The organism is Nonlabens sp. Asnod2-A12, assembly GCF_045063745.1.
GTDB lineage: Bacteria > Bacteroidota > Bacteroidia > Flavobacteriales > Flavobacteriaceae > Nonlabens > Nonlabens xylanidelens.
On the sequence record NZ_JBEFOB010000003.1, the window covers coordinates 1016576 to 1043437 of the forward strand.

Genomic DNA, 26862 nt, shown 5'->3' on the forward strand with positions numbered 1-26862 from the left:
AATACTTATATTTCGTATTAGTTTTACTTAAAATGACACTTTAACTATATCACTTATTTTTTCAGAGTTAAACAGTTTTTGTCTAAAGAAAACAAGCGTTTTTCAAACATAAAGTTCGCATGTAAAATATAACAGCCTTAAATTGATACGTACCACATTTGTCCAATTTAAAGAGTGTGTTTTATAATAATTACGCTTTCGCGAAAGCGTAAAAACAAAAATCCCTAAACAACTATCTTACTTCTATATTACTAGAAATAAGATCATCATTTAGGGGACTGCTAAGATAAGAATATTTAAAAGAATTGTCATAATCTATATTATCCAGAAAGGACTTTTTTTTAAGTTTTTGAGACATTTATTTTACTTGTAAAAAAGCGACTGTATCAATGCATACACCTAAATGTAACAAAGTATTATTAAAAAATTAGTTACATGATATGGTTAGTTTTTCATATTAAATAAGTGATAAAAAAAACGGCTGTAAAAATATTTTACAGCCGTTTAAGAATATGTAAATCTATTTTATTCTTTTACATCCTTAAGTAGTTCTATAATGGCTCGATCTAATTGTTGATCCATACCGTTATCGATCTTACCAGGCATATTTTTAACCGTGATTAAAGGCTCTGTCTGATTGTTTTCCATCCAGTTTCCATTCCTATCTTTGGCACTTATAGGGACTACACCCCAATAAGAACCGTCTGGTAGACCTTCCCAACCTGCAAAACTACAAGTCCCAGGTGTAGGCATACCTACTGTTTTACCTATTTTAAGATCTGTATAACCGCAAGCAAAACAATGACCGTCACTATATTGGGCCTCATTAATCATAGCTAGTGTAGGTTTCACCCATCTTGAGGTAGGTTCTCCTCCTACAATCTTATCCTCAGTCTCATAGGTAATAAATGGCGTGCCGGTAAAGAACATAGCGAGGTCTGCAACGAGGTCTCCACCACCATTAAAACGAGTATCAATAATCATCGCTTTACGGTCAAAGTATTTACCCATCATTTTTTCATAAATATCACGATAAGGCCCATCTCCCATACCTGGTATATGTACATAGCCCAGTTGCCCATTACTTTTTTCAGTAACTTCTTCTTCATTTTGCTTTACCCATCTCTTATAAAGAAGTCTATTTTGAGCACCTAGACTTATAGGTTTTACGGTAATAGTCTTATTCTTTTTACTCTCAGGATCATTAATTTCTAATAAAGTAAATTTTCCTGATTTACGATTTAAGTATTGTGCGATATCCTTAGTAGCACTTACGGTCTCGCCATCTATTTTTTCAATGATCATCCCTGCTTTTATATCAAAGCCAGATTTATCTAGTGGACCACCTTTAATCACCTCTGTTATCTTTATTCCATCAGTTTTATGATTATAATCCATAAATATTCCTAAGGATGCGGTAGCATCTTTATTCTTCATGGTAATACTCGCACCACCAGCACCGGCATGAGATACATTAAGCTCTCCTAACATTTCTGACAGTAACTCTGTAAACTCATAACTATTCCCTACAAATGGTAAATGTTTACCATATTCTTTTTTCATTAAGTCCCAGTCTATACCATGAAAATCTGGATGGTAAAAAATAGCATTAGTACGTATCCATACATGATCAAACATGGCCTGACGCTCTGCAACGGCATCATACTCCATCTCTCCAGATATTTTTACTCCTGTTTTTTTACTCTTTCCTAAATCTATTTTAGAAATACTACCACTACTTAAAAGAAATAGGTTTTTCTGTTCTTTATCCCATTGTAAACTACCAGAAGAAGCGTTAAGTTTTATCGCCATCTTAGTTTCCTTAGTTCTCAGGTCTGTCATCCATAGATTTAGTTTACCTTCAAATCTAGTGAGGTAATACAACTTGTTACCATCTTTAGATAGTATGGCATCTCTAAGACTAGAGGAGTGAATGGTAAAACGTTTTGTTCTATCCTTCATCTCTTCCCAATCAAATTCTAGATTTTTTATTGTATCCTTTTTCTTTCCTTTATCTCCTTTTTTCTTCTTCTTATCTTTTTTCTTATCGTCATCTTCTTTCTTTGAGTCGTCAGATAGTTTCTTGATTTCTTTATGAAGTGCATATTCCTCTTTACTTAGGTTAAACTCGTCCCACGCATCTTGTGTAAAGAACATACTGTACACATCGCTTTGAGAAGAACCGCTAGTAGCATAAGACTTTAAACCATCACGATTAGAAAACCATATCATTTGCTTACCACCATTTACCCACTGCGGGCTCGAGTCATAATAACCACTCTCATTAAGATTGACTCTTTTAGATCCATCTGCTGCGAGTAAAAGAATCTCACTATTATTGAGTGATAAACCCCAGTCCATAAGCAACCATTTACTATCTGGACTCCATGTAAAGTTTTTATCTCCATCTCTCATGTGAAACAAATCTTTAGGCGTCATTAAAGTAACCTCATCACCACTTTTTACATCTTTTATTTTAAGAGTACGTCTGTCTTCAATAAAAGCAAGTTTCTTACCATCTGGTGAGTATTTTGCTAGATAATTATCTTTACCGTTTTCTAGTACAGCGATTTCCTTTATTAAGGTAGACGCAAAGAAAAATGGCTCTTCTTTGCGCGTCTTTTCTGTTTTATAGATACTCCATTTACCATTGCGCTCACTACTGTAAACTATTGACTTCCCTTCTGGTCCCCAGGTTACAAAACTTTCTGCCTCGGGCGTGTTGGTAATTCTCTTAGTAAAAGACTCGTCTACTGAGGTTACAAAAACCTCTCCTCGAGCTATAAAAGCAATTTCTTTACCATCTGGAGACACTTCCATTTCACTCACACCGCCATTTATGGAAATAAACTTATCGCTATTACTTATGGCTTGTGTAGTAATATTTACTTGAAGTTTTTTAGGTGCTTCTCCTTCTTTCATGGTATAAAGTTTACCATCTTGACTAAAACTTAATATTCCATTACCATAAGAGAGAAAACGCACAGGATGTAGATCAAATGATGTCAGCTGTTCTCTTTTAGAATTATCTGCCAGATATACTTTAAAGATATTAAAATTACCACTGCTCTCACTCAAGTAATAAAAAGCATCTTCTTTATCATTAAAAACCGGCATTCTATCTTCTCCTTTATAGCCAGTAAGCATTTTATGCGTGTTGGTCACAACATCATAACTCCATATATCTCTAGCAATACTAGACTCTTGGTGTTTTCTCCATATATTCTCACCACCTTTTTTATCATGATATAAAATCGTTTTACCGTCTTTACTCATATTTAAAAATTCTGCCGGAATAGTAAATACTTGATCTACTCTACCACCAGTCACCGGCACTTTATAAACTTCTGGTTGAGATCCTGTAGGATACTGTCTGTGATTTACGGCATCCATGCGCACGGCACCGAATAAAACCTCTTTATCATCATGAGAAAAAGTAAACGGCTGCTCGTCTGTAGAATGATAAGTAAGTCTGGTCGCTGCACCTCCATTTGCACTCATTACATACACATCAAAATTACCATAACGATTAGAGGCAAACGCTATTTGTTTCCCATCCTTACTCCACACTGCCTGATAATCATGCGCTTCATGAAAAGTTAACTGCTGCGCATCTCCACCTTGAGAGGCCACCTTGTATAAATCTCCTTTATAAGTAAAAACGATTTGAGAACCATCTGGTGATATGGTGTTGTGTCGCAGCCATCCTGCATCTTGTTGTGCGTGTACTGCTGCCATGGTAAGTAGCAATACCCATGAAAAAATGGATTTCATAAATTTAAATTATTGGTTTGGAATGATGTCATTAGTTACTCTAATAGACTCTATCTAGATTAAAAAGTTACACTTTACAATTGAATAAACTTTTAAAAGTGGGATACGTGTTCCGCTTTCGCGAAAGCGGAATTAAAATCAATGATAATTCTACTATTCTAGCCTTGTGCATCTAGATAAACCCAGTGATCTTTTTCTTTACAAAAACGAGAATTTTCTTCTATAATCTGCACACTTCCATTTTCTATGAAAAAGGCTTTAAAATAAACAGTTCCCGTAGAATCACTCACCGTTCCCGCAGTATGATTAATGACGTCTAGTTTCACCCATTCTACAGTTTTGGTCCATCGAGCTGTTTCTTTATCCTCTCTCTTTGATGGTCTGGTGCTGCTGTGATGGCTCTTGCTTAAATAATCTATATCTCCTAGAACAAAGGCGCTATACCTAGACCTCATCAACTCTCGAGCTGTTGTTGCGTTAAAAATATCCTGATGTACTTTTTTACAACAGTCTTTATAAAGTTTTTCTGGGTTACAAGGACACTTCATATTATTCGCTTTTTACTTTTAATTAAGTAACTCTTTATTCTCACTTATTCTATAGGCCTGTTCCATTCCTAGAAACTCAGGATCTCCATGCTTCTCTGACCAGAAACCGTCTAACAAATCTGTAGACAGACATTTGTAAACCACTACACCTTTAAAAACAATAGCGTCTTCTCCTTTATAATTAAAATTAATCACGAGTATTTGATCTTTAAAAAAACCGGTTCCTTCTTGCAATTGGTTACCGCTTATGCGCCATTGCGCGATGATTCTGTTATTAGAATCGATAGACAAGGTAAGTTCTCCTTCATAACTGCTTTTAAAAGCGTCTTGATTATGACCTTTTATGATATAATTTCCTGCTAGATCTCCTACAGTCATGCTATTCCGTTTTTAATGCAAATGTAAGTTCTATCGCTTTGACATCTATAACAACTACCTTTGCAACTATATTAAATGACCATGGCTAAGAAAGGAAGAGAAAAAAACACAAAGAATAAAGGAAAGCATAGTGTTCTAGTAGAACGTGTAAAGAACAAAAAACGCAAAGAAAAAGAAGACCGTAAGGCTAGACTTAAGGCTATTACAAAAGCCGCTCAAAAAGCCAGTCAAGAAGAAAAATAGTATTTATTTAAGATAAATGAACTGTTTCATGTCTTTTAATAACTTCATTTTATCAATTTGTGAGCTAAAACTGTTCTAATTTTGAGTAGTTTTAATCCTCTATTTAAATGTCATTAAAAAATTTCTTTTTGTTTTTATCTACCAGCCTATTGCTAAGCAGTTGCTCTGTAAAAAAGTTTAAGAACTTAGATTATAAAGCGCCGCAAATAAAAGAAACGCCTGCACCTACTTTAAATGTTTTTTCTAAGAGAAAACCTACAGACTCTTTACAACCTGTATTAATTTTTGTTTACGGTGGTAACTGGAACAGTGGTAAAAAGGAAATTTATAATCGTATAGGTCGCAACTTTGCTAACAACGATGTTACGGTAGTAATACCTGATTATACTAAAAGTCCTGTCGCTAGTTATGACGACATGACTCTTCAAATAGCGCAGGCTATTAAATGGACTCTAGAAAACATTAAAAACTATTCTGGAGATCCTAACCAGATTTACATAACTGGTCACAGTGCTGGTGCTCATCTTGCGGCACTAGCTGTTATGAATAAAAAATACCAGACAGACTCTAGCGATATAAAAGGTATTATATTTAATGATGCTGCTGGTCTAGATATGTATACTTATTTTTTAGAAAATAAACCTACAGAAAAAGACGATTACATAAGTACATGGACTCTCAATCCTGAAACATGGAAAGAAGCCTCTCCATATTATTATATAGATGAGACTACACCAGAAATTAAAATATATAACGGTACAAAAACTTATCCATCTATATTAGAAGGTAACGAGTTGTTTCTTGAGAAACTACAAGATTACCAGCCCAAAGCACATATTAATTATCTGGATAAAAAACACTCTGCTATGGTGATACAAATGTTTTTCCCATGGAATGACATGATAGACGAGATAGTAGATTTCATGAAGCAATAAAACTAAATCCATCCAGTAGGTGGTACTATTACATATGATTAATCTAGAGATTTCAAATAGTTTTTACAACTCACTGCCTAAAGATCCTATAGAAGACAACTATACTCGTCAGGTAAACAATGCAGCTTATTCACTAGCGACTCCTTTAAAATTCTCTGAAAGTAGTTTTATTCATGTATCAAAACTAGCAACAGAATTAGGCTTTACAGAAGAACAAATACAGTCGCCAGAATTTCTTAAACTATTTACTGGACAATATACATATCCTAATACAAGGCCATATGCAATGGCATATGCTGGGCATCAATTTGGCAACTGGGCCGGACAGTTAGGTGATGGTCGTGCTATTAATCTCTTTGAAATAGTGCACAATAATAATCGATGGGCTTTTCAATTAAAAGGTGCTGGACCTACACCTTATTCTCGTCGTGGTGATGGACTTGCTGTTCTTAGATCTAGCATAAGAGAACACCTTTGTAGTGAGGCTATGTATCATTTAGGCATACCTACTACTCGATCATTATCACTTTCTTTAAGTGGAGAAGAAGTATTGCGCGATATGCTTTACGATGGTAATGCTGCTTATGAAAAAGGCGCTATAGTATGTCGTGTGGCACCCAGTTTCATACGGTTCGGTAATTTTGAGCTAGCCGCAGCTCAAAGCGATAACGATTTACTTAAAAAACTAACCGATTATACCATCGCTACTTTTTTTACTGATATTACCTCTACTGGTAGAGATGCTTACTTACAATTCTTTAAAGAAGTTACAGACCGTACTCTAGAAATGATCATGCACTGGCAACGTGTGGGCTTTGTACATGGTGTTATGAATACCGATAACATGTCCATTCTAGGACTTACTATAGATTATGGGCCTTATGGATGGTTAGAACCTTATGATCATGGCTGGACACCTAATACTACAGATAATCAGTTTAAAAGATACAGGTATGGCGCACAACCAGAAATGGGGTTGTGGAATCTTTTACAACTAGCAAATTCCCTGTTTCCATTAATTGAAGACGCTGCACCTTTACAAGATATTCTAGACAGTTATAAAACTAATTATCAAGTGCAATATCTGGAATTGATGATGGATAAAATAGGTGTTTATCATGCAAATAATCAAGATCGCGATTTGATACAGTCTCTAGAAGAAAACCTTCATTTACATGAAACTGACATGACTATTTTTTATAGAGAGCTAAGTAAAATTAACACAGAAACTACTATAGAAAATGCCTTTGCAATAATTTCTGCTGCTTTTTATAATCGAGAAGATTTATCTGAATTACATAAAGACACTTGGCTGGCATGGTTAACAGACTATGTGGCTAGACTGCAGTTTGATATGGAGCAAAGTGATGGTGATAAATCAGCTTTCACAATAGCGAGAACAGAAAAAATGAATGCTATCAACCCCAAGTACGTATTAAGAAACTACATCTCTCAATTAGTTATAGAAGATGCTGAAAAAGGAGATTACCAACTGCTTAACGAGGTGTATGCCATGTTGCAAAATCCATATGAAGAACAGCCAGAATACAATAAATGGTATGCCTTGCGTCCAGAATGGGCACGTTCTAAGATAGGTTGCAGTAAACTGAGCTGTAGTAGTTAAAAGAATTAGACTTAGATTATGGTTATAGATATTTTCTCATATTCCTTCATCTAACGAGATGGTATATTCATGCCATGAACTACACCCTTTAAATAATCCCTATTTAGATTCCTTTAACATATCCTCAAATTAGCTCTATAATTTAGGGGTTAGCTAGTTTTTTATAATTAGCTCAGTATTACTGGCGATGTATCATGTAACCCATAGAAATTTAATTTATGGAAAAGAAATCTATAAGGTTTTTGTGCATGTTCATTTTGTCATTTTTTTGGTTTTGTGCAAGTTATGCTCAAGAAGAAGAAAAAGAAAAGTCTCCAGTAAAGCTGAGTGGTAGCATTGGTTTTTTCTATGACTACTATTATTTTTATGAAAATAACTACTCCTCTTTTAGACCCAGATATCCTGAAAATTTACTGCGTCTCAATGCTCAAGTCAATTTACAACTAGGTAAACATTTTAGTCTTCCGTTCAGTGTAAATGTGACTAATCAAAAAGTACTTTACAACCTACCCAGTCTGCCAGAAGAAAGTGCGTTAGATTATTTACAAAATCCTGCAAATAATATAAGTATCAACCCTAAGTATAAATGGGCACAAGCCTTTATAGGTACTCAGACACCACTCTACTCTACATTATCTACAGGTGACATTCCTATTTTTGGCGCAGGTATAGAAATCAATCCAGGTAAATTTATACTGTCTGCTACTTTTGGTAAATCGCAGCGTGCCATAGAGCCTAATATTACACTTAATATACCAGGTGCTTATGAGCAAAACATAGTTGCCGCACGTATAGGTGTAGGGAAACTAGAAGGATCTAAGTTTACCATAAATGTGGTAAAAATAGAAGACGATCTTACATCGGTAAATACGGCACCTATAGGTGTGGACCCTATCGAGGGTTTTACCATATCACCCTATGCAGAATTTAAAATATTTGAGAAATTAAAGATCAGTACAGAAACGGCAGGTTCTATCTATACCAGCGACCTATTAAACGTAGGTGTCATAGATGCAGAGTTTATAAACGACCTTGCTGATTATATTACTATAAACGCCAGTTCTACCGCAGACTTTGCACACAATTCTAGAATAGACTGGAAGGGCGACACCTTTCAACTAGGTGGTGAGGTTAAATATGTAGGACCAGGATTTTTACCTGTAGGATATCGATTTATAGAACGTGACATTCTAGATTATAAGATAAATACCGGATTAAATTTATTTAAGAAAAAGGTAAATCTTACTGGTAGTTTTGGAATACGTACTAATAATCTTAATGACACAAAACTATCCTCATCAGAACGTGTGATTACTAACGCAAATCTTTTTGCGCAGGTTACAGAGGGCTTTTCCATCAACTTAAATTACAGCAATTTTGGCTTTAATAATGATGCCAGCATTCTCAATCAGCGCATCGAGCTGGTAAATAATTCCATTACTGTATCTCCAGTTTACACTTGGAAGAATGAAAAATACAACCACCTCATCGCTGGAAATGTCGCTCTAAGTAGTTTTGAGCAATTTGATGTGGTTAGTAACGCTTTCGCGAAAGCGGAAAACTCCACCTACTCCTTAAACTACAATCTAGCTTTTTTAAAAATGCCACTTCAGATAGGTGCACAGGCCATCTACCTAGAAAACCAAATACCTACAGGTGATTTTAACATGCTTAATTATGGAATTACCAGTAGCTATAAACTGCTAGATAAAAAGTTAACACCATCTCTAGGGTTAAACATAGCACATATAGATATGACCGGTTTTACTACCGATTATAGGACAAGTCTACATGTTAAAATAGCATACAAATGGACCAAAAAACTAACCTTAAAGTTACAGTCAAGATATTCATATTTCAAGTATGGCACATCTAGACCTAATGCCACACTAGACCAAAATAGAGTACAATTTTCTGTACAACAACGATTTTAAAAAACTGAATTATGAAAAGAGTTTTTATTTTATGTATGCTACTACTACAAGTTATGGTAGGACATGCGCAGTTGCAAGCCACTCTAAATGTAGATTCTAACCCAACTCCTGAATTGAGCGAATGGGTGAATAGAAATGATCTCGCGATTCTAACGGTTACTAATCCAGTCGCCGGAACAAATATAGATTACCAGATTAAAGTCAGTTTACTACTAGATGGTGATGTAAAATTAACAACTGACAATACAGTACCATTTATGGTCGCTGATTTTGGCACCGAAACATTCCTTGCAGATGAATTGATCCCTTACAACGCAATCCAATTTATAGACACTAGTTTTAGAGATCAAGTGACTCGCACGGGACTTTTACCTCCAGGATCCTACAGTTTTTGTATAGAATTACTAGGTGGATCTGGTGAAAGTCTTACTAGGCCAGAGCAAATCTGTCGTTCTATGATTATCACAGATTATCAAATGCCAGAGTTGTTAGACCCTGTAGATAATAGGTCTATAGATCCTATTTTAATTAATAGTATCATGTTTAAATGGACACCACTAGCACCTATGCCAGACGTACGATCAGGTCTGGTCTATCTTATTGCTGTGAGCGAGGTACAACCTGGACAGACACTTAGCCAGGCTTTTAGTGTGAACTATCCTATTATAGAAGAAGAAGTCAGTTTTGGAACGCAATTTACATGGCCTACAGACATTGAAGCACCAGATGAAGACCAACAATATGTATGGGGTATAAAACCCATGACTGATAATGGCAGTACCTACCGTGCGCAGAATAACGGTTTTGTAGACTATGGTGTATTTACCATACGCGGTACTGATAACGATAACATTACTACTCGATCTAATGAACAAACTATCATTAATTGTAATGTAAATAACAACGATCTTAATGATCAATTATTTATTATAGAGAGCTCTAGCGAGTCCACTATCGATTTACATGGTATTAGTGCAATGCAAAATATGTATTGGCTTAATGCTGCAGGAACTATAGATCCTACAAAGTACCAATTGATTACTAGAATAGACTGGGGTTGTTCTCACCCCATGGAGATGATTCCATTCAATACATCTTCAAAATCTCATGATTATAATAATAGTAATGATAACAGTATTATTCCTGCCGACATAAAAGTTAGTATGGAATTAAGGCCTATTGCTGCAGGGCTAACACCTTGTTCTATAGAGGTAATAAAGACTATAGATGCGACTACACGAGAAATAAATCAACTCTGTGAATTCCCATCTCAAAGAGATTTTGAAAGTGCTATAAACTTCGTAACTACCAGTTCAAGCCCAGACCCTTTGCACATATCATTATCTGATATAGGTGCATTTACTAGCCTGTTAGAACAAGAATTAAGATCAGGATCTAATACGGCTACATTCCGTACAGAGTTATTGATCAATTATGATAACGGTGTACATTACAATCCTATAGTAGCTACAAATGGCCAGGCTATGATTGTAGACCATACTTACACAGTAAATTGTATAACTGGTAACGATTACCCAACTGAGGTCTGTTTTACCTATACGGTAGAAAAAAATCTAAATGGAGAGCGTACAATTTGTGAACAGACTTATTGCTTACCATTACCTAATGATACCATAGTAGCACTCGATCAATTAGTAAACCCAGAAAGCGCTATCGACGAAGAATCAGATACAAATCCAAATGCTTCTTTAGGAGATCAATGTGAATGCTTAAATGGTAATAGTATATCCATAGCTGACTTGGAAATGAGATACAGTATCAACGATGCAGGAGATGAACAAACTCTATACATAGTAGGTTCTGATGTGGAACTTCAAAGGATCATAAACTGTATGACCACAATAAAAACATTTGATAGCACTCAGAATGTCAATAATGATCCAGAATTTAATCATCAATCACAATTTTTCACAGGTACAGTAACCCATGATTGGGAAGACCCTAATGACGCCGTTGACACTGACTATATTCACACTTATAATACTGCAGTTAATGATATTTCTGGACTTCCAGAATTTGTAACCGTGACTTATACTATTGAAAATTCAAATGCTGGAATCAATTGTACGTTTACACAAGAAGTTCCATTACCTACTGATGATCTTAATATGCCAGATGGAAATACTATTGAAAACTCTGAAGATGAGGAAGATTGTGAATGCGATCTTACACCATTAGTAGAACCTGTTGTTACAATAGAACAATTAGAGCCCAATACCTATCCTAGAAAACTAAGTCTCACTAATATAACAGCATTGAGAGATTATTTAATCAACTGTAAATCTACATACAATTCAAATCCAAATGATTACACTATTGAAACAAGTATCAACTGGGGTGAAGATCATGATGATGAACCTATCACAGGTAATGATGCTTTTGAGCATCAATACAGCGCTGGATCTCACGAGATTCCTGAAGAAATTTGTATCACTTACACCATAAGCCCTGTAGACGGTATAGATGGTGAACCTTGTGTGAAGGAATATTGCATAGATGTTCCTACTAGTTTTCAAGACTTAAACACTAGTGATACACCTACAGAATCTATCGCTGTAGGAGAAACTATTCACGCTGGTCTAGGTCACGAATTTGAAGTTCTAGTTACTGAAGTGGCAGTAGACTCTACTAATAATCTTACTGGAAAAGGTACCGTAGAAGTAGGATGGTTAGGATCTAGAGTGGCTGTAAATTTTAATAACATAACTATAGATGCTAATAAAAACTTACTTACAGGAAAAATACTAGGTGCGATTTATGAAGCACCTGCTCCTGTTTATCCTCTAGCGTGGGGTGAAGAAATTCTAGGTAATGGATTAGGAGGAAACACAGCTGCAGCCACTGTAGAAGATTGGGCAAACCCAATTGTATCAGATGTAGTAGACTGGGCAAATGATACGGCAGGTGATGCTGTAGATTGGGTTAATAGTACAGCAGGTACATCGATCAATTCACCGCAAATAGGATCTACACCTCAAATAGATGCGCAATCTACTCCGGTAAAATTACCTCTAGGTGTTAATTATGCAAATGGTGATCAATTTGCCATCACTGAAATGGTTTTTAGACCCAACCTGTCTGAGTTTAATATGGTTGCCGCAAAGAACACGCCACCTAGCTGGCAAGGTCCTGGTGAAGATCCACAACTTATCGGTTTTATAGCGAGAAATATAAAATTTCATCCTACTAGTGTAGAGATACCGCCAGAAAGATTAGAACTGCTAGAAGATGTAGAGGTAGGTAACATGAACAATAAAATTACATTTAAGTTCATAAGCCCTGCTAGTAATCCGCAAGGAGGTTGTTATATAGAATGGGATGAAAATGGTTTTTCACAATTCGGTATCGAGTTAGAAAGCACATTCACTAGAGAATGGTTAACGCCTATACCAGATGATGGTTCTTCTAGAACTACCGCGACATTCCAAGCTATAGTACAAAACTGGGATGATATGGTTTTAACTGGTAATCTAGAAGAATGTGAAATAGTAGATTCTCAAGGTATGACCATTTATGCAGGTAATATCTCGTTTGACATGTCAGATACCTTAAACCCTAATAACTTACAAGCTGCAAGTGATTTCCCATCAAATTACACAGGAGAAAACACAGTACTATTTAGAGGTTTCCATATGGAGCAACTTACAGTCGGAATGCCTACCTCATGGCAAACTAATAACAACGGAGTACCTCAACTCTCTATTTATGATATGATCATAAATGACACTGGTCTTACTATGGTTGCCGAAGCTGAAAACGTAGCTGCATTTAGGGGAGCAAATGTCGCCGACTTAATTGCAAGTATTGATACCGTAAGAGTGGATATAAGAAGTAGTTCTTTTCATGATGCTTATGTGAAAGGAAAAATAGGCTTACCTGTTAGCAAAGGAGATTCTATTCAAAATCCGTTAAAGTACAAAGCCCTTTTTACAACCGCTACTACTCCATCTTCTTTCCAGTTAACAATTGAACCTACTGGACCTATTAATGCCAATTTATTAAAAGGTAGCATGGAGTTAACGCCTAACTCTAATATTGTAGCTTGGGTAGATAATAATAAAAAAACATTTGATATTGATTTGAATGGAACTTTTGTCTGGGATAATGTAAAGCTAGGACCAGTTAAAAATGTCAATATGGAATTAGGTTTTCAAGGTATTGAAATGAACTATGACTCAAGTTTATCCAGTGAAAAATTCAAATTTGAACCTGGAACTTGGGCTTTTGCGAGTCCTCAAAAAATGTTATCTAATTTTCCAGTAACCATATCTAATATAGACTTTGAAACCAAATCAAACTCTGGAAATCAATTGATACATGGTGACCTTACTTTTGATGTTATTTTTAACTTAACAGAAGACATAGGTGGACAGACTAAGATGGCAGTAGAGCTTGCCATTGAAGATAATCCAGGTGGTACTGGCACACAAAAATTCAAACCTAAATATTTAAGTACTGGAATAGACGCAATTTCTATTTATGCTCATTTACCTGCAGTTTCTATAGATGGGACTTTAGAGTTTAGAAATGACGATCCTGTTTATGGTAATGGATTTAAAGGGACTTTAGAAGCTTCTTTTAAAACACCTAGCATAGGAATATCTGCTTTGGCAGAATTTGGTAACACCAGTTATTTAAATAATGGCACCACTTACAGATACTGGCGTATAGAAGCTGCAGCAAAATTCTCACCTGGATTACCTTTTTTACCTGGTCTAGCATTTAACGGTTTTGGTGGTGGGGCCTACAAAAACATGGAAGGTACATTAGAACCATCTAGCGGTAATATTCCAGCTCATTATACTTTTTCACCTAAAAAAGGAAATCTAGGTTTTAAGGTAGAGGCTACTATAGCTAACTCTGCCAGTCCAGATTCTTTTAATGCAGATATAGGTTTAAATGGTCAATTCTCGCAATCACAAGGATTAATAAATATAGGCTTTACTGGAGATTTTTATATAGGCGGCCCTATAACTCCTCAATCTGAAAGAGATGAAGCTCAAGTAAAAGGAAGTGTCCTAGCTGATTATAATTTCCCTGATAAACACTTTACACTTAATGTTGATGCAAATGTGAATACTGAAAACATTTACACACCAAATCCAGCAAATTTAAATGTAGATATTAATGGAACTACTAACCTGTGGCATTTCAAATTCGGACAGCCATCAGCATTAAATACAGTTAATGTTTTTGGAATTTCTTTATATGAATATTTGACATTTGGAAATAATATAGAATCGCCAGATGGCTTTACTCCCATTTTCAAAAATGGTTGGGCAGGAGTTTTTAATGGAGATCAACCAGGTATTCCTGTAACAAGTGGTGTAGATAGCAACTCAGCGTTAGGAAAAGGTTTTGCCTTCGGTATCGGATTTCAATTTGAAAAGAATATTAATAAAAATGTTGTAGGAAACTATGATATCAATTTAGACCTAGCTGCAGGAGCAGAAATTAACCTAAGTATGATGAAGAAACTAGGTGTTAATTGTGCGGATTCTAGTAAAGAGTTTGGCCTTAATGGTTGGAGAGCTAGAGGTTCACTTGGCTTTTATGCTTCCATAGATGCTTATGTTTCTAAAAATTCTGATAGATGGGATTTATTAAACATTAAAGCTGGTGGATGGCTAGATGGAAAATTCCCTGGCCCTACTTATGTAATAGGAGAAGTAAGAGCAGATGTTAAAATAGGTGGTATAACTAAAAGAGTTCATAATATTCAAGGAGACTGCGGAAGATGTAGAGATGAAGGTAATCATGTTAATTATCTTCATTCATGGTCACATGGAAAAATTGGTAGACCACTGAAAACCTGTCAGCATTGGGAAACCATCTATTTAGTGAATAGAAGTTTTCAATCTAACTTTGAATGGGGAACGGACTGTAATGGAAGTGCTCCTACTCCAACAGAAACTTTTGATCAAGAAGATGCTGCTGGAGATCAAGCACAAAGATTGATCACTTATATCCATCCAGATCCACCTACTGTAACTTACAATTTTCCAGTTGATCAGCCTATTGCGGTTAAATTTGGTTTAAGTCCCGAAGATGAATTTGATGTAGGAGAACAACAAGATACAGGAGCTGTTGTAAATAGAACTTTTAAACTAGATCGCGAGGTAAAGTTATATATAGACGCACAAGGTGACAATAACTTTGTAGAAATCCCTAGAGCAAGTATGTATGGTGGTAATGCTAGCCCTACAGGATTAATTAAACATGACAATAATCTTGGAGAAGAACTTTACGTAATAGGTACCGTGTCCGTTCAAAATTTGAATGCTGCAGCAAATGTAAATTTAGCTTTATCACCTAGTACAGGAAACAATACCGGTAACTCTAATAATGGCCATGTATCAAGTAATTCTTCACAAGTGGCAAATATGCCCATGGCTACTATGGGAAGTACAGGTCTTAATACAGGCGCTTTTTCAAGTAATACACTAGCAAGTACATTAAATGCACCAGCAGTCATGTATCCTGCGCCACCATCTTCATCTGGACCAGCAGTAACACCACCGCCACCAGGTGGCAGTTCTGGCCCGGCAAATTATGGCACCTTACCACCAGCGGCACCACCGGTGGTAAATGAACTTCAAGTAGACAAAACTTATAAAATAATAGTAATTGCCACCCTTAAAGAAAAAATCAACAACAGTTGGGTAAACGCAACCGATTCTAATGGAAATGCGGTTACAGAAACAAAGGAGAAAACGGTAAGAACTGGACCTATGCAAGCAGTAGATCTAACTGCTGGCGCTATTAATACCAGGTTAAATGTCGTTGAACCATCTGGTGGTAACACAGGTAATAATCCTAATCCACCAGCTAGTATGTTTACAAGATCTAGAGCTACGGCGGTTAATGGAAACGTACTGGCAGGTAATAGAGCCATGCGCAGCCGCAATTAAATGACTCATTAAAAAGTATAAGTTGATCAAACTATAAAAGCTAAAAAATGAAAAAATATATAATCATAATTGTCCTTGCCCTATTCTCCATTCCTAGTATGGCACAATTCACAGAAGATGTTAAACCTTCTAGTACCATAAATGTAATAGGAAGATATACGGATAATGCCGTAGAGCTTATTTATTTCCCTGATAAAAACAAAGCACTTTATCAAGGTCTTAAAAAAGGTTTTATTATTGAACGAGCAGAATTTTCAGAATCTAGTGACACGTTATCCTATAAAAAAATAGCTGAAGTATTTCCTTATGAAGAAGACGCATGGAGCACATTAATGGCTAACAGTAAAGAAGAAACTAAAAAGGATATTACCCTTGCAAAAGAGTTTTACGATAATAGGGAAAAACAAAGTGGTGGTAAATTTTCCTTTGATGAGGGAATTAAAGAAATGCAAGAACAAAAGTTTAAAGAAGATTTTGAGTACATTATTTTTGTTATGAATGCCATAAAAAACAACACTATTGCTCGTGCACTAGCATTATCTTATACTGATAAAACTGTCGAAGAAAATAAGGAATATGTGTACCGTATTTCTTTAAAAGAAAAGCTAGAAAATTATACCGTAGGACAAGGCATGTATCTTATGGAAACCCTGAAGGAAAGTGATAAGGTGGAACGTGATATATATGTAAAAACATGGGACAAAAAGTTGACATTTATATGGGAAGAAAATGACATGATCACTGGTGCTCATGTAGAACGTAAAAATAACGCTACAGGAGAATTTGAATTATTAAATAAGAAACCTGTTTTAAAATCAGACCCTACTTCTACTAGAAATAGTTATACCGATCAAAATCTTACCAACTATACCAACTATGAATACCGTTTTTATGGAATCAACCCTTTTGGAGAAAAGGCCTATTTTGGCACAGCAAGCGGAATGCCTAAAGATTTAACGCCACCAGTTAATCCAGCCATAGTTAGTGGAAAAAATAATAAGCCCGAAGAGATAAAAATCATATGGAAAATGCCTGTTATGGCACCAGATTTAAAAGGTTTTGTAGTAGCTCGTTCAACTAAAAATAAAGGTGATTTTAAACTTCTACATTCTAAATTACTTCCTAAAAATACCACTAGCTATATTGATAAAACATTTCATAAAGAAAAAGATAATTATTATGTCGTACAGGCCATAGATACCACTGGTAATATAAGCTCTTCTAGTCCCTATTTTGTGACTGTAATAGACTCTATTCCACCTGTAAAACCTAACTTTATCTCAGGTAAAATTGATTCATTAGGAATTGTAACCTTGGACATAGAATTGAATAAAGAGCGTGATTTAATGGGGTACCGCCTTTTTAGATCTAATGCTCCAGAACATGAATTTTCTGTAATAAATGAGGGGTTTCATGAAAAAGACACCATTTATACTAAAGCTCTTAGTGTTTTTAAAGATACTGTCACCCTAAAATCCTTAACACCATACATTTATTATAAGATCAAGGCTTTAGATTATAATTTTAATCAGTCTCCTTATTCTGACATATTAAAAGTAAAACGACCTGACTTAATACCACCAGAAACTCCGGTCTTTAAAAACGTAAAAGTAGGTAAAGAAGATATCGAGTTAGAGTTTATACTAAGCTCAAATGAAGATGTTATAGAGCAAACTTTATACAGAAAACTAGACCTTAAGAAAGAATGGATAAAACATGCTTCCTTAAAAAATGAGCAAACTACGTATATCGATAAAGAAGTAGAAACAGGAGTCAAATATTTTTACACCTTACGTGCAAAAGATGATAGCGATAACTACTCTGACTACTCCATTCCAGTAATGGGTAAACCCTATGATGATGGTAATCGCCCTGGAGTAAAGAATCTACAAATAAATAGAGAAAAAGATCAAGTTTACTTACAGTGGGATTATGAGCAAATGAATGAAAATACCTTCTTTGTGATTTACAAAAAGAATAAAAAAGGACAATTTATTCAACATGATAGAAGTCTAGAGTTACGCTTTCGCGAAAGCGAGAACAACACAAGCTCCTATGCCATAAAAGTGTTTACCAAAGATGGTGGACAGTCTAAATTGAGTGAAGAAGTGAGCATTAAGTAGTACATTAGTTCTAATGATCAGAATATGGATCTTTCTAGCCTTTCTATGTGCCATAAATATGTGCACTGGACAGTCTTGTATTAACTATTCTGAAAAAGACGGTTTACCCAGTAATCATGTGTATAAAATAACACAAGACATCCATGGTTTTATATGGATCGCTACAGATGAAGGTCTGGTGAAATATAATGGTACTGAATTTAAAACATTTACCACTAAAGACGGTTTACCTACTAACGATATCTGGAATCTATTTCCTGGAGCCGATGGTAAATTATGGTACATAGCAAAAAGTACGAGCCTAGGTTATATACTGGATGATGTGATTTATGACTATAGTAATGAGCAAGAAGAAATTATTCTAGATCCTATTTTTGCAGGTTTTACTGGTAATAAGGTCATATTATCTGACTCACATCTCTCACATACTTTAAATGACCAGTTACTGTGGCAATTAAAGTATTACAATCCCAAAGAACGTTATCAAAATTTTGCCTACTTACTGAATGATACCTATCAAGGTCTGGCTATTGAAAAACTTGTTCACAAAGGTAAAATGGCCGTAATTACTAAAGATCATGAGTATATAAGTATAGATAACTCTGCCTTAAACTCAGACAGTTATTCTAGAAGCCAAATAACTGATAGCCTTTTTGTTACTAACAGTTTTCATTCTTATGCCTTTCTAAACTTAAATAATTTAATGGCCAAAGAATACACCTATCAAGAACAGTTAGGAATACCTTCTTTAAAATATGGTCGCATTCATCTAGTGAATGGAAAACTGCAATTAACTGGTGAGAATGTAGTTGCTATTTTGGACCAAAAATTAAAACCTGAAAAAGTTATTCCTATACCTGCCGCATGGAGATCGCATTTTTCATTTATTGATAAAGAAAATACGATATGGGTAGCCACTTTTACAGACGGCATTTACAAATATTCTTTAAATGAACAGCGTGTCGCTACACAACTAGAACCCTATAAAATCAATGACATAACTCAAGTAAATGATGATATTATCGCACTAGTTAATGGAAAAGGGTTTTATAAATATAATGACTCCTTAAATCTCTTTAAACCCTACATAGATAGTGATAAATTTCTCTATAAATCTAAATACATAAAGGATTATAACACGGCCTATTATATTACAAAAAACAACATCTTCACCTTAAAAAATGGTGTATTAAAAGACACCGTATTTCCAGATGTTAATGAAACCGCAAGATCTGTTTCTATGTACGATGGCTCTTTATACGGTCATTATACTACAGGTTTAAAAAAAATAGACCCTGCCAGTCTCAAAGTGCTTAAAGTTTATTATTTAAAAGGAATACGTAATGAGGTTACTTTTAAAGATAACATTATCGTTGCTGCATCAAATGGATTGTATCATTTAAAATCTGACGAGTTAACTAGAATTGAAGCACTTTCAGATTTTAAAAAACCAGTTACTGACTTAATAACCATAGAAAAAGAGAAGCTATTAATTACGACTAGTGGATATGGCGTTTACTGGACCGATTTAAATTCTATTTATTTATTAAAAGGCAGTGAATATCTCAAATCTAATAATCCGTTTTACCAAGATAATCAGTTATATCTCCCTACTAATAAAGGTGTTTACAATTATGAGTATAAGGATGGGAAATTCAGTTTGCAGCACATATGGGATAATACAAATGGTCTACCTACTAATAAAATAAACGGTATTCACAGAATAGATAACCAGTTACTCGTTGCAACTAATAAAGGTATCATCAATTTACCTATAGATTTTAAAACGCATCAACGTCTGTTAGATCTATATGTTGAGACTGCCAGTTACAATAAGAATAATTTAAAAATATCTAACCATGTAGATTACAACAGTAATAGTGACTTGCAGCTGGTTATAAAGAGTATTGATTATAGAAATAATCAAAAACCAGCTTATCAATATAGATTAATGCCTGCTCAAACAGATTGGGTAATGTCCAGTTCTTCAAATTTAAGCTTTACAGACTTAACGCCAGGAGATTATAAACTAGAATTGCGCATTGATCAGGTAACAAATTCTTTTGATTTTGTGGTAGAACCTAGATGGTATCAGACCTGGTGGTTTTATGTAATCGCATTTTTGCTTTTTATTTTATTAGTGATAATCATTACAAAGACCATTACAAAAAAATCCGAAAAAAAGAAAACTAAGAACCTTTTTCAGGCAAAAAAACTATCAGAATTGCAACTTAAAGCACTGCGATCTCAAATGAATCCGCATTTTGTTTTTAATTCCTTAACTGCTATACAGTATTATATAAATGAAAATGATTTTGAAACTTCAGACACTTATCTCGTAAAGTTCTCTAGATTAATTAGAGAGTTTTTTGAAATGTCCAAAGAACACCTAGTAAGTGTAGACAGAGAGATTAAATTATTAAACAACTATTTATCTCTAGAACAATTAAGATTTAAGGGGAAATTAAACTACATCTTTGAAATAGACCCAGAACTAGATCTTACTGATAAATTGCCCAGCATGCTTTTACAACCTATTGTAGAAAACGCCGTTAATCACGGTATCTTTAATAAAGAAACGGCAGGTACTGTTCTCATTAAGTTTACACGCATAGACTCTAACGAGATAGAAATATGCATAGTAGATAATGGTAAAGGATACAAAGCTACTCAAGAAGATGGCAGGTATAAATCTACATCTGTATTAGATGATCGATTAAAATATTTACGTGAGACAGGAGATTGGGAAATAACTGTAAAACGTGAAGATGCATTTTCACACAAAAAAGATAAAGGTCACCAGGTTCTATTCCATCTTAAAAAATTAAACAATGAAAACATATAGCGCTATTATCGTTGATGATGAGTTCTCAGCATTGCAAAATTTACATAATAAGATACTAAAAATGAGTAGTCAGGTAACTGTTATAGATACCTTTCAAGACCCTAAACTTGCCGTAAAATCTATCATAAAAAACACTCCAGATCTTTTATTTCTGGATATTCAAATGCCTGGAATGACTGGCTTTGAACTACTACAACAGCTCCCTACTTTATCTTCACAAGTTATATTCTCTACCGCTTATAATGAATATGCACTAGAGGCATTGAAACAAAATGCTGTAGATTATGTTCTCAAACCTGTGGATAATCAGGAGCTCAAAGAAGCAATTAACAAAGCTATTTTTAATATAGAAAAACTAAATGCAGACCAAAATGCAAATCTAGTACAGTTACTTAATAAGATCATAGATCGCGATCATAAACTTAAAGTCCCCACACAAAAAGGTATTTCATTCATCCCACAAGAAGAAGTCATGCACCTAGAAGGTTATGAGGGTTATACAAAAATACACCTCGTAGACGGCAAGGTATTGACCAGTTCCTACAGCTTAGGAAAATTCAGCAGTTATCTGGATGATTACTTTTTTAAATGTCATAAATCCCATATTGTGAACATAAAAGCAGTGCGCGCCTTTGAAAATGAAGGATATGTAGTCCTAGGAGATGACTACCGCGTTCCTATTACAAAAACGTATAAGCAAGCGTTTCTAGAATTGTTTAGTTAATTGAAATTTTACTTCTGAGAAAGATAAAAAAATCTCAAAATATAAAGCCTCGCAAATAGCGAGGCTTTGTACTTGAACTAAAGCAATCAAATATAACAACTGTTATTTAATCAATTTACCTTTTATAACTTCGCCATTTTCGGTTGTTAAATTATAAAGATAAATCCCTTCTTTAAGTTTCGATATCTCTATTCCATCGTTAACAGAATCAGAAGACAACATTAAGTTTCCAGTTAGGTTATATAATTTAAAATTATATGAACTATCGTTATCTATATTTACAAATTGAATCAATTGTTCTTTTTTGTTTAGAATAATTTCAACACTCCTCAGTGCTAAACTTCCTTGTAATAAAGAGTTACATGATTCAAAAAATGAAGTCACACACGCACTGTCATGTGCTTCTGAAAACTCCGATATAAGATAAGGTGATGGTGTTGGGCTTTCACTATCAAGAGGAGCGTTGTATAACTTTATAGAATCTACTCCGTTTGACACTATTAATCCAAAACTCATTACTGGATTTTGTGGACAAAGTTCTCTGAAAGTAGGGTTTTGAACATAGAACATTTTTAAATCACCATTTTTAAATTTAAAATACCACGTAAATGTTAGCCCTGCATCAGGAATAGGAGCAGAATAAGGATAATTTACAAACGCTCTATTTAATTTCCCCTCAGAATTTACATTAATTGGAGTTATTGGATCATAACCAAAACACCTAAGTTCAGGTAAAGGAGTAATGTTATTATTACAAGTAAAAACCTCACAAGCTTCAATGCATTCACCATTTATAAACCTGGTTAATTTAACTCTAAAAAAAGAATTATTACCAGTACAGTTAACCTCTATCGTTTTAGTAGTATTGGGTCCAACTATTAATGCATCTCCCTGAATAATTTCCCAATAGTAAGCTTGAGCATTAGCTGCAGTAAATGTATTATCGTTATTGATTATAGCATTCAAACTGTCATCACATTTCTCTTTTTGAGCAAATGAATTTAACCCTAAAAACAGGGTAAGTAATAGAGTAAAATAAATTTTAGTTTTCATAATGAAGGTTTTAAGATTCCTACTCGTTCGCTTTTCGGTTACCGCGGTATTCAAAGAGTTAGTTTTACAAATACATTGGTAAAAATAGAGAGCTATTCAAATCAAAACACTTTGTATGTATGAGTTGAAGTAGGTTTTTCATATATGATCATTCTACTTTCAAATTTGAAAAAAAAGAATAAAAGAATCATTAAAAAAGAGTTCCATCATCTGAAGAAACGTGTTTTTTCATGTAATCAGTTAATTCAAAATCCTCAAAAGTACAATTAGAAGGTCTACTCAACACAACAAATTTTTCTTGATATGTCATAACATTATTAATATTCATTGAGCTAGAATACAAATAATTAATCTGATTAGAATAACGATTATAATTTTCTATAGCTGTTTTAAAAATCACGTGCCCCTGACTATATTGATTCTCATTTAAAGGGTGTCCTACACTGTAAAAATCGCCATTTGTATACTTATTGGGTATATATAATTCCACATCATTACTTAAAAGTAAATTAATGTGAGATTGAACGCTAACCCCATACGCTATTCCCTGATTTCCAGAACTATTAGTAGATGGATTACTAGAAATGGGATATTGTATTCTTGGTGGCCATTTGGAGCTTCCATCCGGATATGTTACTAGGTCAGTAAACAAAGAATTAGTATAATAAAACTTATATGTACTAGATAATAAATTATCACTACTCAAGTCTATAATATCTGATATACGAACTACTCTATTAGATTGATTTAAATTACTTAAAACACTCGATCTAAAAACAGGGTTATCCCTCATCATTTCACAAATAACATATGAATTTTTCCTCAAAGCATCAAAATAATTGTAGTCATCACTACAATTTGTAATAATCATTCTTTTGGATATAGCAGATGGTTTTTTCTTTTGAATCTCAAACCTTTCTTCTTCTATATTGTCTGATGAACAACTGATTATTGTAGCTATAACAAATAATAACAAGGATATTTTTCTCATAATAATAATAATATTTTAATCAATAATAATATCTGTTGTCATTAAATATGTTTAAACTTTAGATTTGACTACTATGATTTCAAATTTGTGTGGTTCTATTTCATTTTTGACATCACTAATTTCAAAATACTTTCTTTATTTCTACCAGAAACTGGAATTTCAATTTTGTCCTGAAGTATGATAGTTCCTGATTTTAAAAATCTAGTAACGTATTTTGTATTGATAATATAAGATTGTTGGCAACGAACAAAATTTAGTTCTGGTAATAATTCTACTGCATATTTCAAAGGTCTAGAAATAAGAATAGATGACTGACCATCTAAATAAAATGTGGTGTAATTCCCTTCTGACTTGCAATACATTAATCTATTTAATTTGACTAAATGAACTGTATCTGAAGTTTTTAATACGATATGCTCTTTTTTTTCACTCTTATAAAATTGAGAAGCGACATCTGTCATTATATCTGAAGAATTTTTTATTGGTGCTTGTCTATTTGATACGGCTTTATTTAAAGCTTTTTCCAATTCTTCTTCATCAATAGGTTTTAATAAATAATCTAAGGCACCTAACTTAATTGCCTGAATTGCTTTATTATCAAAACCAGTTACAAATATAATTTCAAAATCAATTTTTTCTAATCGTTTTAAAATATCAAAACTAACTCCATCTTCTAATTCTATATCCAATAAAACTATGTCTGGTTTTATCCTTTTAATTAACTCTAAGCCGTCTTTTATAGAAGCTGCTTGTCCACAAACATCTATTACATTCTGAAAATTTTTATTTACTTCTTCTATTAAAAAATCACGAACGTATTTCTCATCATCTATGGTAATTAATTTTAATGACATAATTTATTTACTTGGTATGTTAAATTCAATGATAGTTCCTGAGTTTTTAAATTTATCTAAAAAAGATATTTTAATCTCTTTACCTGTTGATTTATTTATAAAATCAGAAATCAATTTAATAGACATTGATTTTTTTATCTTATTATTTTTTTCCAAATATCCTACTCCATTATCAGAAATAACACATTGTAGAAAGTCTTTTTTGCTCGATTTTTTTAATTTAAGATCCATAATTATTACCCCTTGATAATCTATACCTTTAAAACCATGTTCCACAGCATTTTCTATAAAAGGTTGAATTAACATAGGTGGAATATGTATCATGTCATTTCTCAACTCTTGATCTATATTTAATTCATACCTAAAAAGCTCTGGAAATCTTAGTTTCTGAAGATCTAAATAATTTTCTATAACTTCAACTTCATCCATAATTGAGACATAATTTTGACTAGAGTTTTCTAAAACTCTCCTTAATAGCCTTGAGAATTTAGTAATGAATTTAGGAGCTAAATCAGGATTAATTCTAATCAGGTTTTGTACGCTGCTCAGAACATTGAAAATAAAATGAGGGTTCATTTGTGATCTTAAGAGACGTTGTTGAAACTTAAGATTCTTAATCTCATGATCCCTTTTTTGTTTAAATATCAAAAAAAGAGCAATCAAAATAATTAAGATTAAGGCTGACGCTGATATGATAAAAATATTCCTGAACTCCAATTTATCTAATTCTGCTTGTTGGTTAGCTTTTAGTAATTCTTCTGATATTTCTTTTTCATCAGTAAGTAACTCCAACTCTTTATTAAATTTAATGCGATATGACTCTTGTTGGTCCTTATTAATTTTATCTATTAATTTTTCAACCCTTTCATTAGAAACATTTAAACCTTCGGCAAGCCTTAGCTCATATTTAAATACACTTATTCGTAAGTCATTTTCAACTTTTTGTTGGTTTAGATTTCTGAAAGAATCTAAATATTTTTTTGCTATATCAAACTCCTTTAATTCTATATATGATTCTGCAATATTTGCATATTGAGTTGCTATTTCTGAATATTTACCATCAAGTTTGGATTCTTTAGCTAATAACAATGATTTATTGTAATAGCTTATAGCTTTTTTAAAATCATTATTATAAAAATTTTGAATGCCAAGTTCTGTGTAAACATATCTTTGCTCTAATGAATCTAAACCATCATAAAACTCTAACTCTTTTATCAAATCATTGGCTTTTTGCTTAAGCCCCAAACCGTTAAGAATGTCTTTTTTAAAAATTAAAGCTGTAACCATGGCATTATTATCACCACTTTTATAAGCTAGTTTGAGATAATTTTCATTGGCTTTTAAAGCATATTCTAACTGACCAGAAGCAAGATATAAATGCTGTTCAGTATTAACTACCATTTCGTTAAATCTATCCTTTGGCAATAAATCCTGCTCCTTAAATTTTTTTAAAATAGATATTGCATTTCCATATTCATTCTTAAATTTATATAATCCCATTAAGTTAGTATAGTATCTAAATTGGGTATCTACATCATTTGTTTTACAACTATCAATAGCTAACTTGTAAAATTCTTTAGCTTTTTCTAAGTCACCATTATCATAATATTCAAGTCCTTCCTTATAATACTTCTCAGAAATAGAAATACTATCATTATCCAAAGCATCAAGATTTTGATTTGAAGAGGTTGAATTTTTTTTATCACAACTAGATAAACAAATAATTAAAAAAAATATAGAAAAAAATCTCAAATGATAATGGTTGATTTGTTGTAGTAAATTTAAGAACAACAAAATTGATGCCCATAGTTTAATTATAGTTTTTGATAACAAAGTCTAAAGAGTATTTGTTTTCACCTCGCTTTCGCGAAAGCGAGATAAAAACAATCTATGTTAAAACCATT

General features: G+C 33.6%; 15 protein-coding genes. 8 read left to right on the plus strand and 7 right to left on the minus strand.

What is annotated here, in order from left to right; all coding sequences use genetic code 11:
• Positions 1-525: 525 nt before the first annotated feature.
• From ACJJVJ_RS04690 to ACJJVJ_RS04700, 3 genes are all read right to left on the minus strand, one after another.
• Complete coding sequence (locus ACJJVJ_RS04690) at positions 526-3774, minus strand: S41 family peptidase (protein WP_405369335.1); 3249 nt, start codon at positions 3772-3774, stop codon at positions 526-528.
• A gap of 158 nt (positions 3775-3932) precedes the next feature.
• Positions 3933-4322: a YchJ family protein gene (locus ACJJVJ_RS04695; RefSeq protein ID WP_405369336.1), complete on the minus strand. Its 390-nt coding sequence runs from the start codon at positions 4320-4322 to the stop codon at positions 3933-3935.
• Between the two features lie 18 nt (positions 4323-4340).
• Entirely contained in the window at positions 4341-4700 is a 360-nt protein-coding gene (locus ACJJVJ_RS04700; protein ID WP_104515245.1) for a hypothetical protein, read from the minus strand.
• Between the two features lie 81 nt (positions 4701-4781).
• Here ACJJVJ_RS04700 and ACJJVJ_RS04705 point away from each other — a divergent pair, with 81 nt between their 5' ends.
• From ACJJVJ_RS04705 to ACJJVJ_RS04740, 8 genes are all read left to right on the plus strand, one after another.
• Positions 4782-4943, plus strand: a complete 162-nt coding sequence (locus ACJJVJ_RS04705; RefSeq protein WP_170034564.1) for a hypothetical protein — start codon at positions 4782-4784, stop codon at positions 4941-4943.
• A gap of 107 nt (positions 4944-5050) precedes the next feature.
• Positions 5051-5878, plus strand: coding sequence for an alpha/beta hydrolase (locus tag ACJJVJ_RS04710; RefSeq protein WP_405369337.1), 828 nt, complete (start codon positions 5051-5053; stop codon positions 5876-5878).
• Between the two features lie 34 nt (positions 5879-5912).
• A complete protein-coding gene (locus ACJJVJ_RS04715) occupies positions 5913-7502 on the plus strand; it encodes a protein adenylyltransferase SelO (RefSeq protein WP_405369338.1) in 1590 nt (529 codons plus the stop codon).
• 248 nt (positions 7503-7750) lie between these two features.
• The gene (locus ACJJVJ_RS04720) at positions 7751-9436 is read left to right on the plus strand and encodes a hypothetical protein (RefSeq protein ID WP_405369339.1); all 1686 of its coding nucleotides are present in this window, start codon (positions 7751-7753) and stop codon (positions 9434-9436) included.
• 11 nt (positions 9437-9447) lie between these two features.
• A complete protein-coding gene (locus tag ACJJVJ_RS04725) occupies positions 9448-16368 on the plus strand; it encodes a hypothetical protein (RefSeq protein WP_405369340.1) in 6921 nt (2306 codons plus the stop codon).
• A gap of 47 nt (positions 16369-16415) precedes the next feature.
• Positions 16416-18491 (plus strand): fibronectin type III domain-containing protein, encoded by a 2076-nt coding sequence (locus ACJJVJ_RS04730; protein ID WP_405369341.1) that lies wholly within the window; start codon positions 16416-16418, stop codon positions 18489-18491.
• A 13-nt stretch (positions 18492-18504) separates the two neighbouring features.
• Positions 18505-21336, plus strand: coding sequence for a sensor histidine kinase (locus tag ACJJVJ_RS04735; protein WP_405369342.1), 2832 nt, complete (start codon positions 18505-18507; stop codon positions 21334-21336).
• On the plus strand, positions 21323-22060 hold the full coding sequence (locus tag ACJJVJ_RS04740) for a LytR/AlgR family response regulator transcription factor (protein ID WP_405369343.1): 738 nt from the start codon (positions 21323-21325) through the stop codon (positions 22058-22060). Before ACJJVJ_RS04735 ends, ACJJVJ_RS04740 begins: the two co-directional genes overlap by 14 nt.
• A 102-nt stretch (positions 22061-22162) precedes the next feature.
• Here ACJJVJ_RS04740 and ACJJVJ_RS04745 read toward each other — a convergent pair whose 3' ends face one another.
• From ACJJVJ_RS04745 to ACJJVJ_RS04760, 4 genes are all read right to left on the minus strand, one after another.
• On the minus strand, positions 22163-23113 hold the full coding sequence (locus ACJJVJ_RS04745; protein ID WP_405369344.1) for a T9SS type A sorting domain-containing protein: 951 nt from the start codon (positions 23111-23113) through the stop codon (positions 22163-22165).
• Between the two features lie 190 nt (positions 23114-23303).
• On the minus strand, positions 23304-23984 hold the full coding sequence (locus ACJJVJ_RS04750; protein ID WP_405369345.1) for a hypothetical protein: 681 nt from the start codon (positions 23982-23984) through the stop codon (positions 23304-23306).
• Between the two features lie 215 nt (positions 23985-24199).
• Complete coding sequence (locus ACJJVJ_RS04755) at positions 24200-24958, minus strand: LytR/AlgR family response regulator transcription factor (protein WP_405369346.1); 759 nt, start codon at positions 24956-24958, stop codon at positions 24200-24202.
• 3 nt (positions 24959-24961) lie between these two features.
• Positions 24962-26710 carry a histidine kinase gene (locus tag ACJJVJ_RS04760; protein WP_405369347.1) on the minus strand — a complete coding sequence of 583 codons (1749 nt, stop codon included), beginning with the start codon at positions 26708-26710 and terminating at the stop codon, positions 24962-24964.
• Between the last annotated feature and the right edge of the window lie 152 nt (positions 26711-26862).

Excerpts from the sequence above, each read along its gene's own strand:
- ACJJVJ_RS04690 (WP_405369335.1), bottom strand. The coding sequence starts at position 3,774 with ATGAAATCCATTTTTTCATGGGTATTGCTACTTACCATGGCAGCAGTA.
- ACJJVJ_RS04695 (WP_405369336.1), bottom strand. The coding sequence starts at position 4,322 with ATGAAGTGTCCTTGTAACCCAGAAAAACTTTATAAAGACTGTTGTAAA.
- ACJJVJ_RS04700 (WP_104515245.1), bottom strand. The coding sequence starts at position 4,700 with ATGACTGTAGGAGATCTAGCAGGAAATTATATCATAAAAGGTCATAAT.
- ACJJVJ_RS04705 (WP_170034564.1), top strand. The coding sequence starts at position 4,782 with ATGGCTAAGAAAGGAAGAGAAAAAAACACAAAGAATAAAGGAAAGCAT.
- ACJJVJ_RS04710 (WP_405369337.1), top strand. The coding sequence starts at position 5,051 with ATGTCATTAAAAAATTTCTTTTTGTTTTTATCTACCAGCCTATTGCTA.
- ACJJVJ_RS04715 (WP_405369338.1), top strand. The coding sequence starts at position 5,913 with ATGATTAATCTAGAGATTTCAAATAGTTTTTACAACTCACTGCCTAAA.
- ACJJVJ_RS04720 (WP_405369339.1), top strand. The coding sequence starts at position 7,751 with ATGTTCATTTTGTCATTTTTTTGGTTTTGTGCAAGTTATGCTCAAGAA.
- ACJJVJ_RS04725 (WP_405369340.1), top strand. The coding sequence starts at position 9,448 with ATGAAAAGAGTTTTTATTTTATGTATGCTACTACTACAAGTTATGGTA.
- ACJJVJ_RS04730 (WP_405369341.1), top strand. The coding sequence starts at position 16,416 with ATGAAAAAATATATAATCATAATTGTCCTTGCCCTATTCTCCATTCCT.
- ACJJVJ_RS04735 (WP_405369342.1), top strand. The coding sequence starts at position 18,505 with ATGATCAGAATATGGATCTTTCTAGCCTTTCTATGTGCCATAAATATG.
- ACJJVJ_RS04740 (WP_405369343.1), top strand. The coding sequence starts at position 21,323 with ATGAAAACATATAGCGCTATTATCGTTGATGATGAGTTCTCAGCATTG.
- ACJJVJ_RS04745 (WP_405369344.1), bottom strand. The coding sequence starts at position 23,113 with ATGAAAACTAAAATTTATTTTACTCTATTACTTACCCTGTTTTTAGGG.
- ACJJVJ_RS04750 (WP_405369345.1), bottom strand. The coding sequence starts at position 23,984 with ATGATTATTACAAATTGTAGTGATGACTACAATTATTTTGATGCTTTG.
- ACJJVJ_RS04755 (WP_405369346.1), bottom strand. The coding sequence starts at position 24,958 with ATGTCATTAAAATTAATTACCATAGATGATGAGAAATACGTTCGTGAT.